This is a genomic window from Pseudomonas sp. 313 (assembly GCF_000316965.1).
Taxonomy (GTDB): domain Bacteria; phylum Pseudomonadota; class Gammaproteobacteria; order Pseudomonadales; family Pseudomonadaceae; genus Chryseomonas; species Chryseomonas benzopyrenica.
Genome location: NZ_ANBZ01000035.1, coordinates 99,968 through 120,884, shown reverse-complemented (window position 1 = coordinate 120,884; position 20,917 = coordinate 99,968). Strand labels below are relative to the sequence as shown.

13 protein-coding genes and 1 pseudogene are annotated in these 20,917 nt (G+C 63.8%); 8 read left to right on the top strand and 6 right to left on the bottom strand.

The window, feature by feature from the left end; genetic code table 11:
- Window positions 1-88: 88 nt before the first annotated feature.
- Both ligD and C722_RS0107740 read right to left on the bottom strand, forming a co-directional pair.
- A complete protein-coding gene (ligD, locus tag C722_RS0107745; protein ID WP_017639958.1) occupies window positions 89-2,647 on the bottom strand; it encodes a DNA ligase D in 2,559 nt (852 codons plus the stop codon).
- A gap of 11 nt (window positions 2,648-2,658) precedes the next feature.
- Window positions 2,659-3,528, bottom strand: coding sequence for a Ku protein (locus tag C722_RS0107740; RefSeq protein ID WP_017639957.1), 870 nt, complete (start codon window positions 3,526-3,528; stop codon window positions 2,659-2,661).
- Window positions 3,529-3,671: 143 nt separating this feature from the next.
- Here C722_RS0107740 and C722_RS0107735 point away from each other — a divergent pair, with 143 nt between their 5' ends.
- The 8 genes and pseudogenes from C722_RS0107735 (at window position 3,672) to C722_RS0107705 (ending at window position 15,604) form a co-directional block, all read left to right on the top strand.
- Window positions 3,672-4,661: an XdhC family protein gene (locus C722_RS0107735; RefSeq protein WP_017639956.1), complete on the top strand. Its 990-nt coding sequence runs from the start codon at window positions 3,672-3,674 to the stop codon at window positions 4,659-4,661.
- Between the two features lie 2 nt (window positions 4,662-4,663).
- A pseudogene (locus tag C722_RS26690) lies at window positions 4,664-5,149 on the top strand (NTP transferase domain-containing protein); the annotation flags it as partial.
- A gap of 162 nt (window positions 5,150-5,311) precedes the next feature.
- Window positions 5,312-5,821: a CinA family protein gene (locus C722_RS26685; protein ID WP_026083717.1), complete on the top strand. Its 510-nt coding sequence runs from the start codon at window positions 5,312-5,314 to the stop codon at window positions 5,819-5,821.
- A complete protein-coding gene (nadE, locus tag C722_RS0107725) occupies window positions 5,818-6,645 on the top strand; it encodes an ammonia-dependent NAD(+) synthetase (protein WP_017639954.1) in 828 nt (275 codons plus the stop codon). Before C722_RS26685 ends, nadE begins: the two co-directional genes overlap by 4 nt.
- A 461-nt stretch (window positions 6,646-7,106) precedes the next feature.
- The gene (locus C722_RS0107720; RefSeq protein WP_017639953.1) at window positions 7,107-9,110 is read left to right on the top strand and encodes an alpha-1,4-glucan--maltose-1-phosphate maltosyltransferase; all 2,004 of its coding nucleotides are present in this window, start codon (window positions 7,107-7,109) and stop codon (window positions 9,108-9,110) included.
- A gap of 133 nt (window positions 9,111-9,243) precedes the next feature.
- A complete protein-coding gene (gene treS / locus C722_RS0107715) occupies window positions 9,244-12,573 on the top strand; it encodes a maltose alpha-D-glucosyltransferase (RefSeq protein ID WP_017639952.1) in 3,330 nt (1,109 codons plus the stop codon).
- Complete coding sequence (gene glgB / locus C722_RS0107710) at window positions 12,570-14,789, top strand: 1,4-alpha-glucan branching protein GlgB (RefSeq protein ID WP_017639951.1); 2,220 nt, start codon at window positions 12,570-12,572, stop codon at window positions 14,787-14,789. The genes treS and glgB overlap by 4 nt, the downstream gene beginning before the upstream one ends.
- A gap of 89 nt (window positions 14,790-14,878) precedes the next feature.
- Window positions 14,879-15,604: a polysaccharide lyase family 7 protein gene (locus C722_RS0107705; protein ID WP_017639950.1), complete on the top strand. Its 726-nt coding sequence runs from the start codon at window positions 14,879-14,881 to the stop codon at window positions 15,602-15,604.
- A 7-nt stretch (window positions 15,605-15,611) separates the two neighbouring features.
- On the opposite strand, the gene C722_RS0107700 is transcribed toward C722_RS0107705, so the two are convergent.
- The 4 genes from C722_RS0107700 to glgX are packed head-to-tail and all read right to left on the bottom strand — an operon-like array spanning window position 15,612 to window position 20,846.
- Entirely contained in the window at window positions 15,612-16,658 is a 1,047-nt protein-coding gene (locus tag C722_RS0107700) for a YbhN family protein (RefSeq protein ID WP_017639949.1), read from the bottom strand.
- On the bottom strand, window positions 16,655-17,902 hold the full coding sequence (gene clsB, locus C722_RS0107695; RefSeq protein WP_017639948.1) for a cardiolipin synthase ClsB: 1,248 nt from the start codon (window positions 17,900-17,902) through the stop codon (window positions 16,655-16,657). The genes C722_RS0107700 and clsB overlap by 4 nt, the downstream gene beginning before the upstream one ends.
- Window positions 17,899-18,660, bottom strand: a complete 762-nt coding sequence (locus tag C722_RS0107690; protein ID WP_017639947.1) for an endonuclease/exonuclease/phosphatase family protein — start codon at window positions 18,658-18,660, stop codon at window positions 17,899-17,901. Before C722_RS0107690 ends, clsB begins: the two co-directional genes overlap by 4 nt.
- Complete coding sequence (gene glgX / locus C722_RS0107685) at window positions 18,657-20,846, bottom strand: glycogen debranching protein GlgX (RefSeq protein ID WP_231893088.1); 2,190 nt, start codon at window positions 20,844-20,846, stop codon at window positions 18,657-18,659. The genes C722_RS0107690 and glgX overlap by 4 nt, the downstream gene beginning before the upstream one ends.
- Window positions 20,847-20,917 lie beyond the last annotated feature (71 nt).

Genomic DNA, 20,917 nt, shown 5'->3' with positions numbered 1-20,917 from the left:
TGTCCACGACAACGCTCGTTAGTGCAGACCACGGGCAACGCGGAGGGGTTTCGCTTAGGCGGTACGTTGGCCGACGGCAGGCGCGTCGCTACTCGACGCCCAGCCGTTTGCGCCGTGCCGCCGTGAGGCCCTGGCGCACCTTGGCATACCCGGCCCAGGGATCGTCCTTGAGCGCTTCGAGGCGTGGCAGCAGGGAGTCGAAGCGCCATTGATCGCTCGCCTCCAGGGTCGACAGCTCCTCGCGAGCGATGGGCACCGAAACGCCAAGGTGCGGACGGGCGCGCAGGGAAAAGGCGCTGACCGTGGTGGCGCCATGGCGATTGCGCAGGTAGTCGACGAAGATCCGCCCCTGGCGATTCTGCGCGCCCATCTTGGCGGCGAAGAGCTTGGGCAAGGTATTGGCCAGGTGCTGCGCTGCCGCCTGAGCGAAGGCCTTGACGATCTCCCAGTCCTGGCGCCGATCCAGGGGCACCACCAGGTGCAGGCCGCGACCGCCGCTGGTCTTGACGAAGGCCTGCAGCTCCAGCTCGTCGAGCAGGGTCAGTACCAGCTCCGTCGCCTCCACCATACGCGACCAGGGCAGGGCGGGATCAGGGTCGAGATCGAGGATGAAGCGGTCGGGGCGCTCGATACGGTCAGCGGCGGCATTCCAGGTATGGAGTTCCACCGTACCCATCTGGGCCGCGCCGATAAGGGCCTCGCGGCTGTCGATGACCATCAGTGGCGCGTGGCCGGGATCCAGCGCTGGATCCAGCTCGCGCATGTGAGGGATCGCGAGGGTCTGCTTGTGCTTCTGGAAGATCTGCTCACCGGCGATGCCCTCGGGCGTGCGGACCAGGGCAACGGGGCGGTCGGCCAGGTGCGGCAGGAGCCAGTCGGCGACGGCGGCGTAATAGCCGGCCACGTCGAGCTTGCGGGCACCACTGGCGTCGTCGATGACGCGCTCCGGATGGCTGATGCGCACCCCGGCCACGGTGGCATCCCTCTGCTTGCCTGCGGACGGGCGGCGTGAGGCAGAGGGGCGTGCCGCCTCGGCCTCCCGGGCCGGAGTCGCCTCCTCCAGCCCGATCTCCCGGGCTGGCTTGTCGTCGCGCAGGCCATGGAAGACGCCCTGGCGGACGATGCGATCCTGGGTCATCTCGGCGTAGGCGATTTCGCACAGCTGTTCGGGCTTCAGCCAGGTCACCTCGCGGTAGGCGGCGCCCTTGGGCGGATTCACTACGGGTGGCCGCTCTACGATCAGCGGCTGGAATCTGCCATGCAGCTGCTTGAGCATCGCTGCGGTGAATCCGGTGCCGACCTTGCCAGCATAGTGCAACTCCCCTTGCTCATCATGCAGCGCCACCAGCAGCGCACCCAGGTGCTGACGACCGCCCTTGGGCGGGGTGTAGCCGACGATGATGAATTCCTGGCGATGGGCACACTTGAGCTTGATCCAGTCCTTGTTGCGCCGAGAACGATAGGGGCTGCCCAGGCGCTTGCCGATCACCCCTTCGAGACCGAGTTCGCAAGCACTCGCCAGGATGCGATCGGCGGGCACCTCGAAGGCGGCGGAAAAGCGCAGCAGGTCGCTGCCGTTGCTGTCCTCCAGCAGTTTGCCCAGCAGCTCGCGGCGCTGCTCGACCGGGACCTCGCGCAGGTCCGCACCGTTCAGATAGGGCATATCGAACAGGTAATAGGCGATGCGGGTGGCCTTGCCGGTCTCGAAGGCATTCTGCAGCGCCTGGAAGCTGGAGACGCCCTGGCCGTCGTTGACCACGATCTCGCCGTCCAGCCAGGCGTTGTCGAGGCCCAGCGCGGCCAGCGCCCGGGCCTGTTCCGGCAGGCGCTCGGTCCAGTCGTTGCCGCTACGGGTGAAGAGGCGCACCTCGCCGCCTTCGATGTGGGCGAGCAGGCGGTAGCCGTCGTATTTCACCTCGTACAGCCAGTCGCCGGCGGGTGGACTGTCGACCAGGGTGGCCAGTTGCGCCTCCAGGGTCTCCGGTAATTCGGCCTTACGCGCCTTGGCCCTGCGTGCCGGCGGCTTGGGACTGGTCGAGCGGGTGCTGGCCTTGGTCTGCTTGCCCTGACCCAGGCGCGGCAGGGTCTTGTCGCTCAGCACGCTGTCGGGCTCGGCGGCGGTCACGTCGTAGTCGGCGATGTCACGGGCCTGGTCGTCGCGTTCCTTGATCAGCAACCACTGAGGTTTGTCGCTATGACCCTGCAACCGGGTGCGCACCAGGGTCCAGTGGCCGCGCAGCGTTTCGCCCCTGAGTTCGAACTTGAGCTTGCCGGCGGCATAGCCCTCGGCCGCATCGCCATCGGCCTGCCACTCGCCGCGATCCCAGACGATGACGTCGCCCGCGCCGTACTGGCCTTCGGGAATGCTGCCCTCGAAACTGCCATAGGCGAGGGGATGATCCTCGACCTGCACCGCCAGGCGCTTTTCACCCGGGTCCAGGCTGGGCCCCTTGGGCACCGCCCAGCTCTTGAGGGTGCCGTCCAGTTCCAGGCGGAAGTCATAGTGCAGACGGCGCGCGTCGTGCTTCTGGATGACGAAGCTCAGAGCGCCCTTGGCCTTGCGTCGACGTGGGCTGTCCTCGTCACGCGGCTCGGCGGTGATGTCGAAGTTGCGCTTGCGGTTGTATTCGCTGGTCGAAGGAGCCATGGCAGCGATCCTCACTTGGCCTTGCGACGGGCGGCAGGGCTACGCCGACTGGTCGAGCGGCCAGAACTCTTGGGCTTGGGTGCATCCTTGGCCTTGTCCTGCTTGCCACCCAGGCTGCGGCGCAGCAATTCGGTGAGGTCGATGACGTCGGCGCCACTGTCTTCGGGTTCGGGTTCTTCAGCAACGGCTTCGAGCTTGCCATCCTTGAGCTTGCGCTCGACCAGGGCCATGACGTTGTCCTTGAAGGTGTCGTGGTACTGGTCCGGATCCCATTGCTCGGTCATGTCGTCCACCAGGCGCTGGGCCATGTCCACTTCCTTCTTGCTCACCTTGGCGTTCAACCCTTCGAGTCCGACGTCTTCCGCGGACCGCACCTCGTCGGCCCAGCGCAGGGTATTGAGTACCAGCGCATCGCCCAGCGGCATGATCACCGCCAGGTGCTGCTTGGAGTGCATCACCAGGTTGGCCACCCCGACCTTGCCGGCGGCGCTCAGGGTGTCACGGAGCAGGGCATAGACCTTTTCGCCATTCTTGTCCGGCGCCAGGTAATAGGGCTTCTCGAAGTGCAGGATGGAGATCTCGCGCGCCTCGACGAAGGTCAGGATGTCGATGGTGCGGGTGGCCTCGGGCAGGGCGTTGTGGATCTCGTCCTCGCTGAGCACCACGTACTTGCCCTTACCATGTTCGATGCCCTTGACGATGTGTTCGCTGGGCACCTCCTTGCCGGTGGTCTTGTTGATGCGCTTGTAGCCCACCGGGTCGAGGCTGCGTTCGTCCAGCCAATCGAAGTCGATGCCCGACTGCCGGGTCGCCGAGACCACCGAGACGGGGATGTGCACCAGGCCGAAACTGACGGCGCCTTTCCAGATCGAGCGGGGCATGGACGTTCTCCTTGAGGGGTGTCCCTCTATGGATAGGCCGGCGATCCACCCGGTTCCGCCCCGGGGAACCCCGCTTCGTTGTTGGGTTCTACCCCCGAACGACGATTTTGCCGTTGCAGGTGCAGGGTAGAGAGGAGCAGGGCGTGGACAGTGTCGATCAGGAAGTTTTGCGCAAGACCCTGGCCTGGCGACGGGAGGGCCATGGCGTCAGTCTGTTCACCGTGGTCCAGACCTGGGGCAGCTCGCCGCGGCCGCCGGGCGCCATGCTGGCCCTGCGCGACGATGGCCAGGTCTGTGGCTCCGTGTCCGGTGGCTGCATCGAGGACGATCTGATCGCCCGACTGCACGCCGGCCAGTTCGCCGGGAAGTGCCCGGAGATCATCACCTACGGTGTCTCCGGCGACGAAGCGGCGCGTTTCGGGCTGCCCTGTGGCGGTACCCTGCGTCTGGTCCAGGAACAGGTCGGGGAATGGCGCTGGGTGGAGCAGCTGTTACAGCGCTGCGACGGCCATGAGCTGGCCTTGCGCGAGCTGGACCTGGCCACCGGCGAGGTACGGATCTCCAGCACCACGCGCGACGAGCCGGTCACCCTGGACGAACGACGCCTGCGCCTGGTGCATGGGCCACGCTGGCGCCTGCTGCTGATCGGTGCCGGTCAGCTGTCGCTCTATGTCGCCGACATGGCCACCATGCTCGATTTCGAAGTGCTGGTCTGCGATCCCCGTGAGGAATTCCGCCAGGGGTGGGAAACGCGCGAGGCGCGTTTTATCTCCGGCATGCCGGACGATGCGGTGCTGTCCATCCGCCCGGACGAACGCACCGCGGTGGTGGCCCTGACCCACGATCCGCGCCTGGACGACCTGGCGTTGCTGACGGCGCTGCAGTCCGATGCCTTCTATGTCGGCGCCCTGGGTTCGCTGCGCAACAATGACCGCCGTCGTGAGCGGCTGCTGCAGCTGGAGGTGCCAGTGGCGGCCATCAACCGCCTGCATGGCCCCATCGGCCTGCATATCGGCAGCCATACGCCGCCGGAGATCGCGCTGTCGCTGCTGGCGGAGGTGGTAGCGGTCAAGAACGGCATCGCCCTGACCCAGAAGAAGCGGGCCCTGGTGGCGGTGGAACAGGTCGCCTAGGGATGACAGGGGTACAGGTGCTCGTCCTGGCAGCCGGAGCCGGTAGCCGTTTCCGCGCAGCGGGCGGTGACGACAAGCTGCAGGCACCATTGCCCGGTCACCCCGAATCGACAGTATTGCAAGCCACCTTTCGCCTCTGGAAGAGCCTGGATCTGCCTTGCCTGGCAGTGGTCGCGAGCGGAGCCCCCTGGCGCGCCGAGCTGGCCCGAGAGGAAGGCCTGGAAGTGCTGACTCTGCCCACCACCGGCATGGGCGACAGCCTGGCCGCCGCGGTGCGAGCGACGCCGGACGCATCCGGTTGGCTGGTCGCCCTAGGCGACATGCCCTTCGTGCAGCCCGCCACGGCGCGACAGCTGCTGGCGCTGCATGACCCCGCGCGCGTCGTCGTACCCGTTTTTCAGGAGAAGCGCGGTCACCCCGTGCTCTTTGGTCGGAATTTTGCCGCTGCGCTGTGCGACCTCCAGGGCGACGAAGGAGCGAAACGGCTCTTGCGCCAGGCGTCGGTGCTAGAGCGGAAGGTGACGGACGTCGGTATCCACTTTGACATCGATACCCCCGCTGACCTTGAAAAAACACCCTCGGTGGCTCTCGAACTTCCTCATTTCGCTGTTCTTCCAACGCAGGAGAACGCTATTTGGGGCAAGACGATCATGAACACCATCGAGTCCATGCTGGACTATCTCAAGGATCACGAGCTGCAGCTCACCACGGCGGAATCCTGCACCGCGGGCAAGGTAGTAGGGTTGCTGTCGGAAATACCTGGCAGCGGCAGTTGTATCGAGTCCGGTTACGTCGTCTATTCGCCCGAAGCCAAGCAACGTCTGCTGGGCGTCAAGCCCGAGACCATCGAACGCTACAACCTCACCAGTGAAGAGGTCGCGCGGGAGATGGCCGAGGGCGCGCTGCGCGATAGCCCAGCCCACATAGCCATCGCCAATACCGGTCTGGCCGGGCCGGGCGGGGCGGATGGCATTCCCCAGGGAACCGTCTGTTTCGCCTGGGGCTACCGTGTCGGTGACGACATCGTGCTCTATTCCGAAACCCAGCATTTCGCCGGCGACCGTGAGGCCGTGCAGCTAGCTGCGGCCCGGCACAGCTTGAACGCCGTAGTGCCCTATCATCAACGTCTCGAACGCGAATCAGAGGAGAATGCCCGATGACCGAAGCCCTTCAGCGCGACATCATCCAGGCCCTGCAGGTACCCGAGCAATTCGATCCAGCCCAGGAGGCCGAGCGGCGCATCCAGTTTCTCAAGGATTATCTGCTCAACAGCGGCCAGGAGAGCTACGTGCTGGGCATCAGTGGCGGCGTGGATTCCTCCACCGCCGGCCGCCTGGCGCAGCTGGCCGTGGAGCGCGCGCGCGAGGAGAGTGGCAACGCACGCCTGAGATTCATCGCCATGCGCCTGCCCTATGGTGTCCAGCGCGATGAGGAAGATGCCCAGCGCGCGCTCAAATTCATCCAGCCGGACGAGACCCATACCGTCAACATCAAGCCGGCCAGCGACGCCATGCTCGCCTCGGTGCGCGAGGCGCAGGTGGCTTTCGATGACGAACTCCACGAAGACTTCACGCTGGGCAACATCAAGGCGCGTCAGCGCATGATCGCCCAATACGCCGTGGCCGGCGCCCGTCGGGGTCTGGTGATAGGCACCGACCATGCGGCGGAGGCTCTGATGGGCTTCTATACCAAATTCGGCGATGGCGCCTGCGATCTCACGCCCTTGCACGGCCTCAACAAACGGCGGGTCCGGGCCGTGGCCGAATGGCTGGGGGCGCCGGACGATTTGGTGCACAAGGTGCCCACCGCCGATCTGGAATCCCTCTCACCGGGCAAGGCCGACGAAGATGCCTTCGGCATCACCTACGCCGAAATCGACGACTTCCTCGAAGGCAAGCCGGTGAGCCCGGCAACCCTGGAGATCATCCTCAACACTTACCGGCGCAGTGCTCATAAGCGTGATCTTCCCTATACCCCTTTCTAATTAATTCAAGGGGTTAGGACGTTTTATCAAGGTTTTTTCTGACGTCCGTTCCTGAGTATTGCCCGCCTTTCAGCCTGCGTCCCGGTATGTCCCAGCGAATACCGGGACACAGGCTTATTCTTTTATAAATCACTTTATATTCCTGTCATAAGCAGATGATATTTAGGGATTTTATCCATTTTTCAGAAGCTATCGGTCATTGCCGTTTGGCTGAACTTTTGCGCGCCCTCGGTGCTCAGACTCTTTCAGACACACCCGCGTGAGTGCTTCCGGTTGCAGTAGAGCCGCGGCTGTCTGGAGTGGTGTCCTCCTGGGCATCGCTACGGGTTACCGATCCCTCTGCGAGGGGTTGGCCAGCCAGGCCTCTTTGGCGGCAAGCCAAGCAGTAGTGGGTTCATGACCTAGGTCGCAGCGCTTGAGCGCTGCGACCTTTCACGCGTCTCTAGATGGAGTCAGGCTCGATGTCGAACACCGATCTCCCCGGTTCTTTTTCCACGCTTTCCCTCGATCCCGCCACGGCTGCCCAGACCCCGCGCATCGCCATCGAATCGGTCACTCCGGCCGTGGACAATGGCCAGTTTGCCGCCAAAGGTATCGCCGGTCGGGTCGTCGAGGTGACCGCCAAGATCTTCGCCGATGGCCACGACAAGCTGGCTGCCAGCGTGCTCTGGCGTCAGGAGGGCGAGGAGAACTGGCAACAGGCTCCGCTGACCCTGGAAACCAACGATCTCTGGCGCGGTCGCTTCACACCGCCGGCCGTGGGTCGTTACGAATTCGTGGTCCAGGCCTGGTGGGACGTCTGGGGCACCTATCGCTACGAGATCGAGAAGAAGTACGCCGCGGGTGTCGGCCTGAACCTGGAGTTGCAGGAAGGCCGCATCCATGTGGAACAGGCGCTGTCTCGCGCTGAAGGCGAGCAGCGCGGTCCGCTGGAGGCGCTACTGCAGCGCCTCGATCAGGCGGGCAGTGAGGGCGACAAGGTCGCCGTGCTGCTGGCGGGTGAGGCCAGCCAGGCCATGGCACCTGTGGATGCCTATGTGCATCTGACCCACAGCATCGAATACCCGCTGGACATCGAGCGCCTACGCGCCGAATTCGCCAGCTGGTACGAACTCTTCCCACGCTCGATCACCGATGACCCCCAGCGCCACGGCACCTTCCGTAACGTGATCGGCGAATTGCCGCGTGTTCGCGACATGGGTTTCGATGTCCTGTACTTCCCGCCGATCCATCCGATCGGCCTGGCCCACCGCAAGGGCAAGAACAATACCCTGGGGGCGGGCGCGGATCAGCCGGGCAGTCCCTATGCCATCGGCAGCCCCGATGGCGGCCACGATGCCGTGCATCCCGAGCTGGGTACCCTGGAGGACTTTCGCGCCCTGGTGGCCGCGGCCGCCGACCACGGCCTGGAGATCGCCCTGGACTTCGCCATCCAGTGTTCGCCCGACCATCCATGGCTCAAGGAACATCCGGGCTGGTTCTCCTGGCGGCCGGATGGGTCCATGCGCTATGCGGAGAACCCGCCGAAGAAGTACCAGGACATCGTCAACGTCGACTTCTATGCCAAGGATGCCGTGCCGGATTTGTGGCTGGCGCTGCGTGACGTGGTCTGGCACTGGGTGGAGCAGGGCGTGAAGATCTTCCGCGTCGACAACCCCCACACCAAGCCGCTGCCGTTCTGGGAATGGCTGATCGCGGACATCCGTGGGCGCGACGCCGATGTCATGTTCCTCGCCGAAGCCTTCACCAAGCCAGCGATGATGGCGCGCCTGGGCAAGGTGGGTTATAGCCAGAGCTACACCTATTTCACCTGGCGCAACACCAAGGCTGAGCTGACCGAGTATTTCACCCAGCTCAACGAAGCGCCGCTGCGCGATTGCTACCGGCCGAATTTCTTCGTCAACACGCCGGACATCAACCCGGGCTTCCTGCAGACCAGTGGCCGTCCCGGCTTCCTGATCCGCGCGGCCCTGGCCACCATGGGTTCCGGTCTGTGGGGCATGTACGCCGGCTTCGAGCTCTGCGAGGGCGCGCCCCTCACGGCCGGCAAGGAGGAATACCTGGATTCGGAGAAGTACGAGCTGCGCCCGCGCGACTTCTATGCGCCGGGCAACATCATGGGCGAGATCGCCCAGCTCAACCGTATCCGCCGGCAGAACCCCGCCTTGCAAACCCATCTGGGGCTCAAGGTCTACACCTGCTGGAACGACCAGATCCTCTATTTCGGCAAACGCACCGACGACCTGGGCAACTTCATCCTGGTGGCGATCAACCTGGATCCCTTCAACGCCCAGGAAGGCCATTTCGAACTGCCATTGTGGGAGCTGGGCCTCGATGATCACGCCACTACCTATGGCGAAGACCTGATGACCGGGCACCGCTGGGCCTGGCACGGCAAGACCCAATGGACACGGCTGGAGCCGTCGATGCCCTTCGGCATCTGGCGCATCCAGGCGGGCCACTAGCGACCTCTCAGACGGGTCGACCAGGCAGCGGGAGATATCCCAGCGTGCCTGGTCCGATCCATCTCCATCGCCGGGCGGCATGGACGACCGGCGCACGTATCTGATTCAGACGCCCTGTTAAGGACCTGACGACATGGCAAAACCCAATAAAGCTCGTTCCCGCAAACCTGCCGCCTTCATCGACGATCCGCTGTGGTACAAGGACGCGATCATTTACCAGGTGCACGTGAAGTCGTTCTTCGACTCCAACAACGATGGCATCGGCGACTTCCCCGGCCTGATCGAGAAGTTGGACTACATCGCCAGCCTGGGCGTCAACACCATCTGGCTGCTACCGTTCTATCCCTCGCCGCGCCGCGATGACGGCTACGACATCGCCGAGTACCGTGGCATCCATCCCGACTACGGCACCATGGCCGATGCCAAGCGATTCATCGCCGAGGCCCATGCCCGTGGCCTGCGGGTGATCACCGAGCTTGTCATCAACCACACGTCCGACCAGCACCCTTGGTTCCAGCGCGCCCGCCGCGCCAAGAAGGGCTCAGCGGCGCGCAATTTCTACGTCTGGTCCGACGATGACCAGAAGTACGATGGCACCCGCATCATCTTCCTCGACACCGAGAAGTCCAACTGGACCTGGGACCCGGTCGCCGGCCAGTACTTCTGGCACCGCTTCTATTCCCACCAGCCGGACCTCAACTTCGACAATCCCCAGGTCATGAAGGCCGTCATCTCGATCATGAGATACTGGCTGGATCTGGGTGTCGACGGTCTGCGTCTGGATGCCATTCCCTATCTGGTGGAGCGCGACGGTACCAACAACGAGAACCTGCCCGAGACCCACGTGGTGCTCAAGGAGATCCGGGCCGAGATCGACGCCAACTATCCGGACCGCATGCTGCTGGCCGAGGCCAACCAGTGGCCGGAAGACACCCAGCTGTACTTCGGCGATGGCGACGAATGCCACATGGCCTTCCACTTCCCGCTGATGCCGCGCATGTACATGGCCATCGCCCAGGAAGACCGCTTCCCCATCACCGATATCCTGCGCCAGACCCCGGAGATCCCGGCCAATTGCCAGTGGTCGATCTTCCTGCGCAACCACGATGAACTGACCCTGGAGATGGTGACCGACCGCGAGCGGGATTATCTCTGGAACTACTACGCCTCGGATCGCCGCGCGCGTATCAACCTCGGCATCCGTCGTCGTCTGGCGCCTCTGCTGGAGCGCGACCGTCGCCGTATCGAGCTGCTCAACAGCCTGTTGCTGTCGATGCCCGGTACCCCGACGATGTACTACGGCGACGAAATCGGCATGGGTGACAACATTCACCTGGGCGACCGCGATGGCGTACGGACCCCGATGCAGTGGTCGGTCGACCGCAACGGCGGCTTCTCCCGCGCCGATCCAGCCAGCCTGGTGCTACCGTCGATCATGGATCCGCTCTACGGCTACCAGGCAATCAACGTCGAGGCCCAGTCCCGCGATCCCCATTCGCTGCTCAACTGGACGCGGCGCATGCTGGCCGTGCGCAAGCAGCAGAAGGCGTTCGGTCGCGGCACTCTGAAGATGCTGTCGCCCACCAACAGACGCATCCTGGCCTACCTGCGCGATTTCACCAATGCCCAGGGTGAGCACGAGACCATCCTCTGCGTGGCCAACGTTTCCCGTGCCGCCCAGGCGGTGGAGCTGGACCTGTCCAGCTTCGCCGGTCAGGTGCCGGTGGAAATGATCGGCGGCAGCGCCTTCCCGCCCATCGGCCAGCTGCCCTACATGCTGACCCTGCCGCCCTATGGCTTCTACTGGTTCTACCTGGCTGGCAACGAGCAGATGCCCGCCTGGCACACCGAGCCGCCGGCGCCGATGCCCGACTACCAGACGGTAGTGATCAAGCGCAATCTGCAGGAGCTGCTCGACGGCGAGCCGCGCCGCATCTTCGAAGAGGTACTGCCGGTCTATCTGCCCAAGCGCCGCTGGTTCGGTTCCAAGGACGAGGCCATCACCGGCGTGCGGCTGGACTACGCCGCCCAGATCAATACCCCCAAGCTGCCGGTGATGTTCAGCGAAGTGGTGGTGACCAACGCCAAGGGCGAGGAGCGTTATGCGCTGCCCCTGGGTTTCCTTGCCGAGGAAGACCAGCACTGCAGCCCGCTGGCGACCCAACTGGCCATTTCCCGCATCCGTCATGTGCGCCGCGTGGGCCTGGTGACCGACGCCTTCGCCCTGACCAGCTTCGTGCATGGCGTGTTCGACGCCTTCCACAAGGGCGCCAAGCTTGCCGTGCCCGCGGGTGAACTGCGCTTCGAGGTCTACGATCAGGCCGAGGACTTCGCGCTGGATCCGGACATCGAGATCAAGCACCTGGGCGTGGAGCAATCCAACAGTTCGCTGATCGTCGGCGATCACCTGATGCTCAAGCTGATCCGCAAGGTGGCGCCGGGCATCCATCCGGAAGTGGAGATGGGCCGTTATCTGGCCCAGGCCGGATTCGCCAACATCGCGGCGACCCACGCCGTGGCCCAGCGCGTCGCCGCGGATGGCACGCCGCACGTACTGATGCTGGTCCAGCAGCACATCCACAACCAGGGCGATGCCTGGACCTGGAGCCTGGACGGGCTGGATCGCGTCACCCGCGACCTGCTCAGTGGCGGCATCTCCGATGTGGAGAACGAATTCACCGCCATGGGCGATCTGACGGCCTTCGCTGGCGTACTGGGCAAGCGCCTGGGTGAGATGCATCTGGTGCTGGCGCAGCCCACCGAGGATGCAGCCTTCGCCCCCGAGACCGTGGACGCCCAGGCGGCCAAGGAACTGGCGCATCGCGTGCGCGTCCAGGTCGACGGCGCTCTGGATACCCTGCAGGGCATGGGCGACCAGCTCGATGCTACCGGCAAGGAGCTGCTGCAGCGCCTGGTCGGCAAGCGCGAAGCCCTGGCCAAGCGGATCGAGGCCCTGGCCGCCGACGTCGAGGGTGGTCTGCGTATCCGTGTCCACGGCGATCTGCACCTGGGTCAGGTGTTGGTGGCCCAGGACGATGCCATCCTCATCGACTTCGAAGGCGAGCCGGCGCGGTCGCTGGAAGAACGCCGCGGCAAGTACGGTCCGCACAAGGACGTCGCCGGGGTGCTGCGCTCCTTCGACTACGCGGCGGCCATGGTCACCCAGTCGAGCAACGCCGGCGCGGATACCTCGGAAGAGCACCTGCAACTGCGTGCCAAGGCAGCAGAGACCTACCGCAATGCGTCCTACGCGGCCTTCCTGGAAGGCTATCGCGCTGCGGCGGCCGACATCAGCCACCAGTGGAGCGAGCGGGGCGAGCAGGCGGCGCTGGATCTCTACAGCCTGGAGAAGGCGGTCTATGAGATAGGCTACGAGGCTGCCAACCGACCCACCTGGATCAACATCCCGCTACGTGGCGTCGCCGCCATCGTCGAGACCCTTTTGTCCGGAGCCCGCGCATGACCGATCACAATACCGCCTCCGTCGCTCCCTTGGACGACGCCCGGCTCTCGGCTGCCGAAGCCGAGTCGCTGGCCCGCGGCGAGCACGGCAATCCTTTTGCCGTGCTCGGTCCCCATCCCGATGGCGAGGGCGTGATCGTCCGCGCCTTCCTGCCCAGTGCCCTGGGTGTCGAGCTGGTCGATCGCGTCAGCGGTCGGCCACTGGCCCAGATGCAGCCCGGGCGGGTGCCTGGCCTGTTCGTCGCGCGGCTGGAGTACGCCGCGCCCTACAAGCTGATCATCCGCTGGCCCAGCGGCGTGCAGGAAACCGAGGATCCCTATTCCTTCGATCTGCTGTTGGGGGAGACCGATCTCTACCTGTTCAACGAAGGCCGCCACCGCAATCTCGGCGAGACCTTTGGCGCCCAACGCTGCCAGGTCGACGGCATCGAGGGCGTGCGCTTCGCGGTCTGGGCCCCCAATGCCCGGCGCGTCTCGGTGGTGGGCGACTTCAACAGCTGGGATGGCCGCCGCCTGCCCATGCGTCTGCGTGCCAACAGTGGCGTCTGGGAGCTGTTCGTCCCGCGCCTGCCGGTCGGCACGGCCTACAAGTACGAGATCCTCGGCCAGCACGGCGTGTTGCCGCTCAAGGCCGACCCCATCGCTCTGGCGGCGGAGTTGCCACCGCGCACTGCCTCGGTGGTGGCCGACAACAAGCCTTTCACCTGGCACGATCAGGACTGGATGGCTCGCCGTCGCGAGTTGCAAGGCGTGGAAGCGCCTATCTCGGTCTACGAATTGCACGCCGGTTCCTGGCGCCGCGAAGGGGGTGACGAGGGGCGCCAGTACAATTGGCGCGAGCTGGCGGAGCGCTTGATTCCCTACGTCCGCGAGATGGGCTTCACCCATATCGAGCTGCTGCCGATCATGGAGCATCCCTTCAGCGGTTCCTGGGGCTACCAGCCGCTGGGCCAGTTCGCGCCCACCTCGCGCTTCGGCACCCCGGCGGATTTCGCTGCCTTCGTCGATGCCTGCCACCAGGCGGACATCGGTGTCATCCTCGACTGGGTCCCGGCGCATTTCCCCACCGACGAACACGGCCTGGCCCGTTTCGACGGTACCGCCCTGTACGAATACGAGCACCCCTTCGAAGGCTTCCACCAGGATTGGAACACCTACATCTACAACCTGGGGCGCCACGAGGTGCATGGCTTCATGCTGGCCTCGGCCATGCATTGGCTCAAGCACTTCCACATCGACGGCCTGCGGGTGGATGCCGTGGCCTCCATGCTCTACCGTGATTATTCGCGCAAGCACGGTGAGTGGATCCCCAACATCCACGGCGGTCGCGAGAACCTGGAAACCATCGCCTTCCTGCGTCACCTCAACGAGGTGGTCCACGAAGAGGCACCAGGTGCCCTGGTGATCGCCGAGGAATCCACCTCCTGGCCGGGCGTCAGCGCACCAGTCAGCGAAGGGGGGTTGGGTTTCGACTTCAAGTGGAACATGGGCTGGATGAACGACACCCTCCACTATGTGGAAGAGGATCCGGTCTATCGCCAGTACCATCACCACCAGATGACCTTTGGCCTGGTGTACGCCTGGTCCGAACGCTTCATGCTGCCCATTTCCCACGATGAGGTGGTGCACGGCAAGGGCTCGATGATCGAGAAGATGCCGGGCGACGTCTGGCAGAAGTTCGCCAACCTGCGTACCTACCTGAGCTTCATGTGGACCCACCCGGGTAAGAAGCTGCTGTTCATGGGCTGCGAATTCGGTCAGTGGCGCGAGTGGAGTCATGACCGCGAGCTGGACTGGTTCCTGCTGGAGCACGGCACCCACCGGGGCGTGCAGCAGCTGCTGGCCGATCTCAACCACCTTTATCGTCATGAGCCGGCCCTGCACGAGCGTGATCATCTGCCTGAGGGCTTCGATTGGGTGGTAGGGGACGACAATGGCAACAGTGTCTTCGCCTGGCTGCGCAAGGACGCCCAGCAGCGACCGCTGCTGGTCATCGCCAACTTCACCCCGGTGCCGCGTCACGACTACCGGGTGGGCGTGCCTGCACTGGGCCATTGGCAGGAGATCTTCAACAGCGATGCCGAGCGCTACGGCGGCTCCAACTTGGGCAATGGCGGCGGCGTGACGGCCGAGAAAATCGGTGCCCACGGCCAGCCGGCCTCGCTCAATCTGCAAGTGCCGCCGCTGGGTCTGCTGGTGTTCAAGCCGCAGGGCTGATCCGGGAGCGCCCCATACGGGGCGCGTTCCGCTGACAGGCATCCCCGTTCTGGGCGATGCTTGTCAGGCATCTGGCCACCGAGAAACCCATGATCGATCTCGCCGAATGGAATCTGACGGTTCCCGTACCCATGCCCGTGGCCCAGGTACAGACCGCCGAACTCAACAGCAGCGCCTTTCGCAGCCCCTACCTCACGCGCGGCGAGGGGGGATCGCTGGTGTTCTGGGTCCCGGTGACCGGCACCCCGCAGCTCTTCAGCAGCTATCCCGCCACCGAGCTACGCGAGACGCGTCCGGACGGCAGTGCCTATGCCTGGAAGTACCGCGAGGCGGATGCCCTGCTGCAGGCCGAGGCGGCGGTGCAGCAGGTGCCGTCACGCCCTGAGGTCATCATCAGCCAGATCGAGGACCAGACCGCGATACCGGCCGCGCCTCAAGCGCTGTTGCAACTGGTCTATCGGGTGGAGAGTCCGGCCACGGGCAATGGGCAGGTCGCCCAGGGTCAACTGATCGCCCGGTTGCGAGAGAGCCCCAGCGACAGCCCCAAGGACGTCATTCTGTTGGAGCACCTGCCGCTCAACAGTCGCTTCAGCTACGACATCAAGCTGGCGCGCAGTGGCGTGCTCACCATACGTGCCCATGGTGCCGGTTCACGAAATGGGGATCTGGGTCTGCAGTTGGACAAGGCCTGGAGCAACCATCACCTGTATTTCAAGGTGGGCGCCCGCTTACGCGACGGGGAAGGGCCCGCCACCGAGGGCGGACGGGTACTGTTCTATCGGCTGATTTCCATGCACCAGCCCAATAATCGGTAGGCCCGTCTCAGGTGGCGTGCTTTTCCTGCTGCTTGCGCTCTTCGCGCCGATCATTGCTCACCTTGAGCTTCTTGGCACGACCTTCCAAGGCGAAATAGAGCACCGCAGCGATCAGCAGCGGGATGATGAAATACAGTGTCCGGTAACCAAGCAGGGCGGCGATGATCTTGCCCTGGCTGAGCCCGTCATTGGCCAGCAGGGCGATGAAGACCGTCTCCAGTACGCCGACACCAGCCGGGATATGCACGATGACCATGGCGATGCTGGAGAGCAGCAGTACGCCGAGCACATGCAGATAGTCCACCTGGCGGCCGAGGAAGAGATAGACGATGGCGGCCATGGCCATCCAATTGATCGAAGACACCAGCAGTTGCAGGCAAGCCATGCGTAGCGAGGGCAGGGCGAGCCGCTGCTTGCGCACCGTCCATTCGCGCTGTTTGGCGAAGGCGCAGACACCCAGGTAAAAGACGATGAAGGCCAGCAAGCCGAAGCCGATCAGCCGCAGCGTGGTGTCGCCGACAAACCAGTTGGGTGGCATGTCCACCACACCGCTGACGAAGATGCCACCAGCGAGCAGCACGTACCCCAGCCAGTTGGTGGCGATGCTCAGAGAGAAGATGCGGGTGATGGTGCCACTGGAAAGACCCAATCGCGAGTAGAGGCGATACCTCATGCCGATGCCGCCGACCCAGGTGCTCAGGGTGAGGGTAAAGGCGTAGCAGATGAAGGACACCAGGAACACCTGGCGCTTGACCAGCTTGTGCCCGCAATAGGCCCGACCGATAAGGTCGTAGCAGCCGTACATGATGTAGGACAGCACCACCAGGCCACCGGCCATGGCCAGCGTCGTCCACTTGTAGCCGGTAAAGACCTTCCAGACCTCGCCCCAGTCGACCTTGCGGGCGTAGATCACCAGCAGCACCACGACCGCGATCAGGAATACCCAGGTCAGGATCTTCTTGGCCAGGACCCAGCGGCCGTTCTGCGGCTTGGCGGCAGTCTGCCCGTCTTCCTGATCGTCGGCGTGATCCAGGGTGTCGCTGTGGCTGCTCATCGTTGGGGATACCTTGAAATCGGGGAATCGACCCGGTCCTGGGTTTCCAGCTCTGGCTGCACCGGTGGACTCACCAGTTCGATCTTGGGGGTATGACCGGGCAGCCAGCCGACCCAGGCGGGGAAGTGGCGCAAAAAGTGGAAGACCAGCATCGTCTTGGCCAGGTGCCAATAGGTGCGCTTGGGCACCTTGCTGCTGTCGACGTGCTCGCAGTGATGCTGGATCAGGGTCTCCAGGCGACCGCGCAATTCACGGTTGAAGGCGTGGTCATGGAAGATCAGGTTGCATTCGAGATTGAGCGAAAGACTCAAGGGGTCCAGGTTGCTCGAACCCACGGTGGACCAGTGCTCGTCCATGGTCGCCACCTTGCCGTGCAAGGGGCGCAGGCAGTATTCGTAGATCTCCACCCCGGCCTTGACCAGGTAGTTGTAGAGCATCTGGGCGCCGACCTTGACGATGGCCATGTCCGGCTCGCCTTGTACGATCAGCACCACCCGGACGCCGCGCTGCGCCGCGTTACGCATCTCCCGCAGCAGACGATAGCCCGGGAAGAAGTAGGCGTTGGCGATCACCACCTCGCGTTTGGCGTTGCGCAGCATTTCCAGGTAGTGCTTTTCGATGTCAGCGCGATGTTCGTCGTTGTCGCGGTACACCAGCAGGGCCTGGGCATTGCCCGGGTTGCGGTTGTTGGCCGGCTTCTGCGAACGCTTGCCCCACCAGCGGTGGGTTTCTTCAGGCGAGTTGATGGCGTCGCGAGCGAAGCGATGGATATCGTCGACGATGGGGCCTTCCACCTCGACGGCGTAGTCCTGCTTGGCTTCCGGCCCGAAGTCACCCAGGTGCTCGGCGGAATAGTTGATGCCACCGATGAAGCCCAGGCGGGCATCCACCACCACGATCTTGCGATGCAGGCGGCGGAAGAGGTTGGTCCTCATGCCCATGACCAGCGGGCGCGGATCGTAGTAGCGGAAGCGCACCCCGGCATGAACCATCTCATCAATGAAATCACGCGGCAGATCGGGCGAGCCATAGGCGTCCACGGTGATGTCCACCTGGACACCACGCTTGGCCGCCGCCACCAGTTCTTGCTGCAGGCCCTGACCCACCTTGTCGTAGAACAGGATGAAGGTCTCGATGATGACCTCGCGCTCCGCCTCGCGGATCGCCTCGAAGACCCGGGGAAAGAAGTCCTCGCCGTTTTCCAGCAAGGCAATGCGGTTTCCGTCCCGCCACTCGAAGTTCATAGGTGAAAGTCCGCAGCCAGGGGTGCGTGGTCGGAGAGGTGCGACCACGGCTGATTGCCCAGCACCTGTGGGCGACCGACGCTGACGTTACGGGTATAGATGCGATCCAGGCAGAGCAGGGGACGCTTCGCCGGGAAAGTCTTGGGCAGCCGCCCTGCGGTCTTCATGAACACCTCTTCGAGTCCCGCGCCCTGGCCAAGGATGTCGTTGGCCTTCTGGCGCCAGTCGTTGAAGTCCCCTGCCACCACGACGGGCGCGTCGCTGGGCAGGGAATTGATGTGTTCGCAGATCAGCTTCATCTGCATCTGGCGATGCTTTTCCCGCAACCCCAGATGGACGCAGATGACATGCAGATCCACCCCTTGATCCGGTACGCGCAGGACGCAATGCAGCATCCCGCGCTTTTCCGGACCGGCGATGGAAATGTCGAAGTTGTCGTAACTGACGATGGGAAACTTCGACAGCACCGCATTACCGTGATGGCCGTCCGGGTAGACCGCATTGCGCCCGTAGGCGAAGTCGGTCCACATCGAATCGGCCAGGAACTCGTACTGCGGCGCCGCCGGCCAGTTCTCGAAGCGCAACGGGTGCTTTTCGTGGGTACCCAACACCTCCTGCAAGAAGACAATGTCCGCTGACACCGTCCGCACCGCCTCGCGCAACTCCGGCAAGATGAACTTGCGGTTGAAGGACGTGAAGCCCTTGTGCGTGTTGATGGTCAGGACCTTGAACGAAAAACCCTGTTGCGCGTTCGTCATGCCTGGCGCTTCCTCCGCTTGGTCTGGGTCAGCTCGAACAGCAATACCGAGCGTCCGGTGACCTGATAGGTGTCTCCGAAATTGAAGACGTCGCCGGCATCCAGGTCAGGCTGATTGGTATCCAGCTGCAGGGACCAATGCTCGCCCATGGGGACTTCCGGCAGGGTGAAATCCACCACGTCATAATGAGCATTGACCAGAATCAGCAGCGAGGTATCCGCGCCCTTGCGACGAATGCCGGTCGGCTGGGCACGGCCATCGAGCAGGATGCCCATGCACTTGTTGCTGCCGTCCTGCCACTGCTCGTCGCCCATCTCGGTGCCGCCGGGCTGCAGCCAGGTGACATCCTTGACGCCCAGTTCCTCGTTGTAGGCACCGGTGAAGAAGCGGCTACGACGCAGCAGCGGATAGCGACGGCGCAGGTCGATCAGGTTGCGCACGTATTCCTGCAGTTCGGCGCTCTTTTCGCTGATCTCCCAGTTGACCCAGCCGATCTCGCTGTCCTGGCAGTAACCGTTGTTGTTGCCGCCTTGGGTACGGGCGAATTCGTCACCGGCCAGTAGCATCGGCGTGCCCTGGGACAGGAAGAGGGTGGCCAGCAGGTTGCGCATCTGGCGATAGCGCAGTTCGATGATTTCCGGATCGTCGGTCTCGCCTTCGACACCACAGTTCCACGACAGATTGTGGGAATGGCCGTCGTTGTTGCCTTCGCCGTTAGCCTCGTTGTGCTTGTCGTTATACGACACGGTGTCGGCCAGGGTGAAGCCGTCATGGGCGGTCACGAAGTTCACCGACGAATAGGGCTTGCGACCGCGACGGTTGAACTTGTCGCCGGAGCCCAGGAAGATCTTCGCGAAATCGCCGATCTTGTCTTCGTCACCCTTCCAGAAGGCCCGCGCGGTATCACGGAAGGTATCGTTCCACTCCATCCAGCCGGGTGGGAAGTTGCCAACCTGGTAGCCGCCGGGACCGCAGTCCCAGGGTTCGGCGATGAGCTTGGTCTCGGCCAGGATCGGATCCTGACGGCAGGCGTGCAGGAAGCCGCCGCCTTCGTCGAAGCCATCCGGCTCGCGGCCCAGGATGGTGGCCAGGTCGAAGCGGAAGCCGTCCACGCCCATCTCGGTGGCCCAGTAGCGCAGCGAGTCGGTCACCATCTGCAGCACGCAGGGATGGCTCATGTTCAGGGTGTTGCCGGTGCCGGTATCGTTGATGTAGTAGCGCGCATCATCGGGCATCAGGCGGTAGTAGTTGGCGTTGTCGATGCCCTTGAGCGAGAGGGTCGGGCCCATCTCGTTGCCTTCCGCGGTGTGGTTGTAGACCACGTCGAGAATGACCTCGAGGCCGGCATTGTGCATGCGCGCGACCATCACCTTGAATTCGCCGATGGACTGGCTGGCCATGTAGCGCGAATGCGGCGCGAAGAAAGCCAGGGTGTTGTAGCCCCAGAAGTTCTTCAGGCCCTTTTCCAGCAGATGGTTGTCGTCCAGAAAGTAGTGGATCGGCATCAGCTCGACGGAGGTTATGCCGAGGGACTTAATGTAGTCGATGACCTCGCTTTCCTGCAGGCCGGAGAAGGTACCGCGGGCACTTTCTGGGACGGCCGGGTGCTGCATCGTGTAACCCCGGACGTGGGTCTCGTAGAACACGGTGCGATCACGCGGGACCCGCGGGTGGGTGGTGTTGCCCCAGGTGAAGGCGGGATCGATGACCCGGCAGCGCGGCATGAAGGGCGCGCTGTCACGCTCGTCAAAGGACAGGTCGCCATCGGCGTGGCCGATGGTGTAGCCGAACAGGGCGTCGTTCCACTCCAGCTCGCCGACGATCTGCTTGGCATAGGGGTCGATCAGCAGCTTGTTGTGATTGAAACGGTGGCCGTTCTGCGGCTCGTACGGGCCGTGTACCCGGTAGCCGTAGAGGGTGCCGGGACGGGCATCGGGCAGGTAGCCGTGCCAGATCTCGTTGGTGAATTCCGGCAGTTCGATACGCTCGATTTCTTCCTTGCCTTCATCGTCGAAAAGGCAGAGTTCGACCTTGGTGGCGTTGGCGGAAAAGATGGCGAAGTTCACGCCGGAGCCGTCCCAGGTAGCGCCCAGGGGATAGGGCAGGCCTTCACGAACACGAGACTTGGACTTACTGATGAAAGTTGTTGCTTCGGTTAACGGCTTGTTGGACTCAGTTGAAGTCATTTCGACGCTCTCGGGATAGCTAGGAAGGAAGTAGCTCTGACTCGGCTCTCAATACCTGCCGGTGGCTGAAT

Coding starts and splice junctions, on each gene's coding strand:
- treS (WP_017639952.1), top strand. CDS start 9,244: ATGGCAAAACCCAATAAAGCTCGTTCCCGCAAACCTGCCGCCTTCATC.
- C722_RS26685 (WP_026083717.1), top strand. CDS start 5,312: ATGAACACCATCGAGTCCATGCTGGACTATCTCAAGGATCACGAGCTG.
- glgX (WP_231893088.1), bottom strand. CDS start 20,846: ATGACTTCAACTGAGTCCAACAAGCCGTTAACCGAAGCAACAACTTTC.
- C722_RS0107740 (WP_017639957.1), bottom strand. CDS start 3,528: ATGCCCCGCTCGATCTGGAAAGGCGCCGTCAGTTTCGGCCTGGTGCAC.
- clsB (WP_017639948.1), bottom strand. CDS start 17,902: ATGAACTTCGAGTGGCGGGACGGAAACCGCATTGCCTTGCTGGAAAAC.
- C722_RS0107700 (WP_017639949.1), bottom strand. CDS start 16,658: ATGAGCAGCCACAGCGACACCCTGGATCACGCCGACGATCAGGAAGAC.
- ligD (WP_017639958.1), bottom strand. CDS start 2,647: ATGGCTCCTTCGACCAGCGAATACAACCGCAAGCGCAACTTCGACATC.
- glgB (WP_017639951.1), top strand. CDS start 12,570: ATGACCGATCACAATACCGCCTCCGTCGCTCCCTTGGACGACGCCCGG.
- nadE (WP_017639954.1), top strand. CDS start 5,818: ATGACCGAAGCCCTTCAGCGCGACATCATCCAGGCCCTGCAGGTACCC.
- C722_RS0107720 (WP_017639953.1), top strand. CDS start 7,107: ATGTCGAACACCGATCTCCCCGGTTCTTTTTCCACGCTTTCCCTCGAT.
- C722_RS0107690 (WP_017639947.1), bottom strand. CDS start 18,660: ATGACGAACGCGCAACAGGGTTTTTCGTTCAAGGTCCTGACCATCAAC.
- C722_RS0107705 (WP_017639950.1), top strand. CDS start 14,879: ATGATCGATCTCGCCGAATGGAATCTGACGGTTCCCGTACCCATGCCC.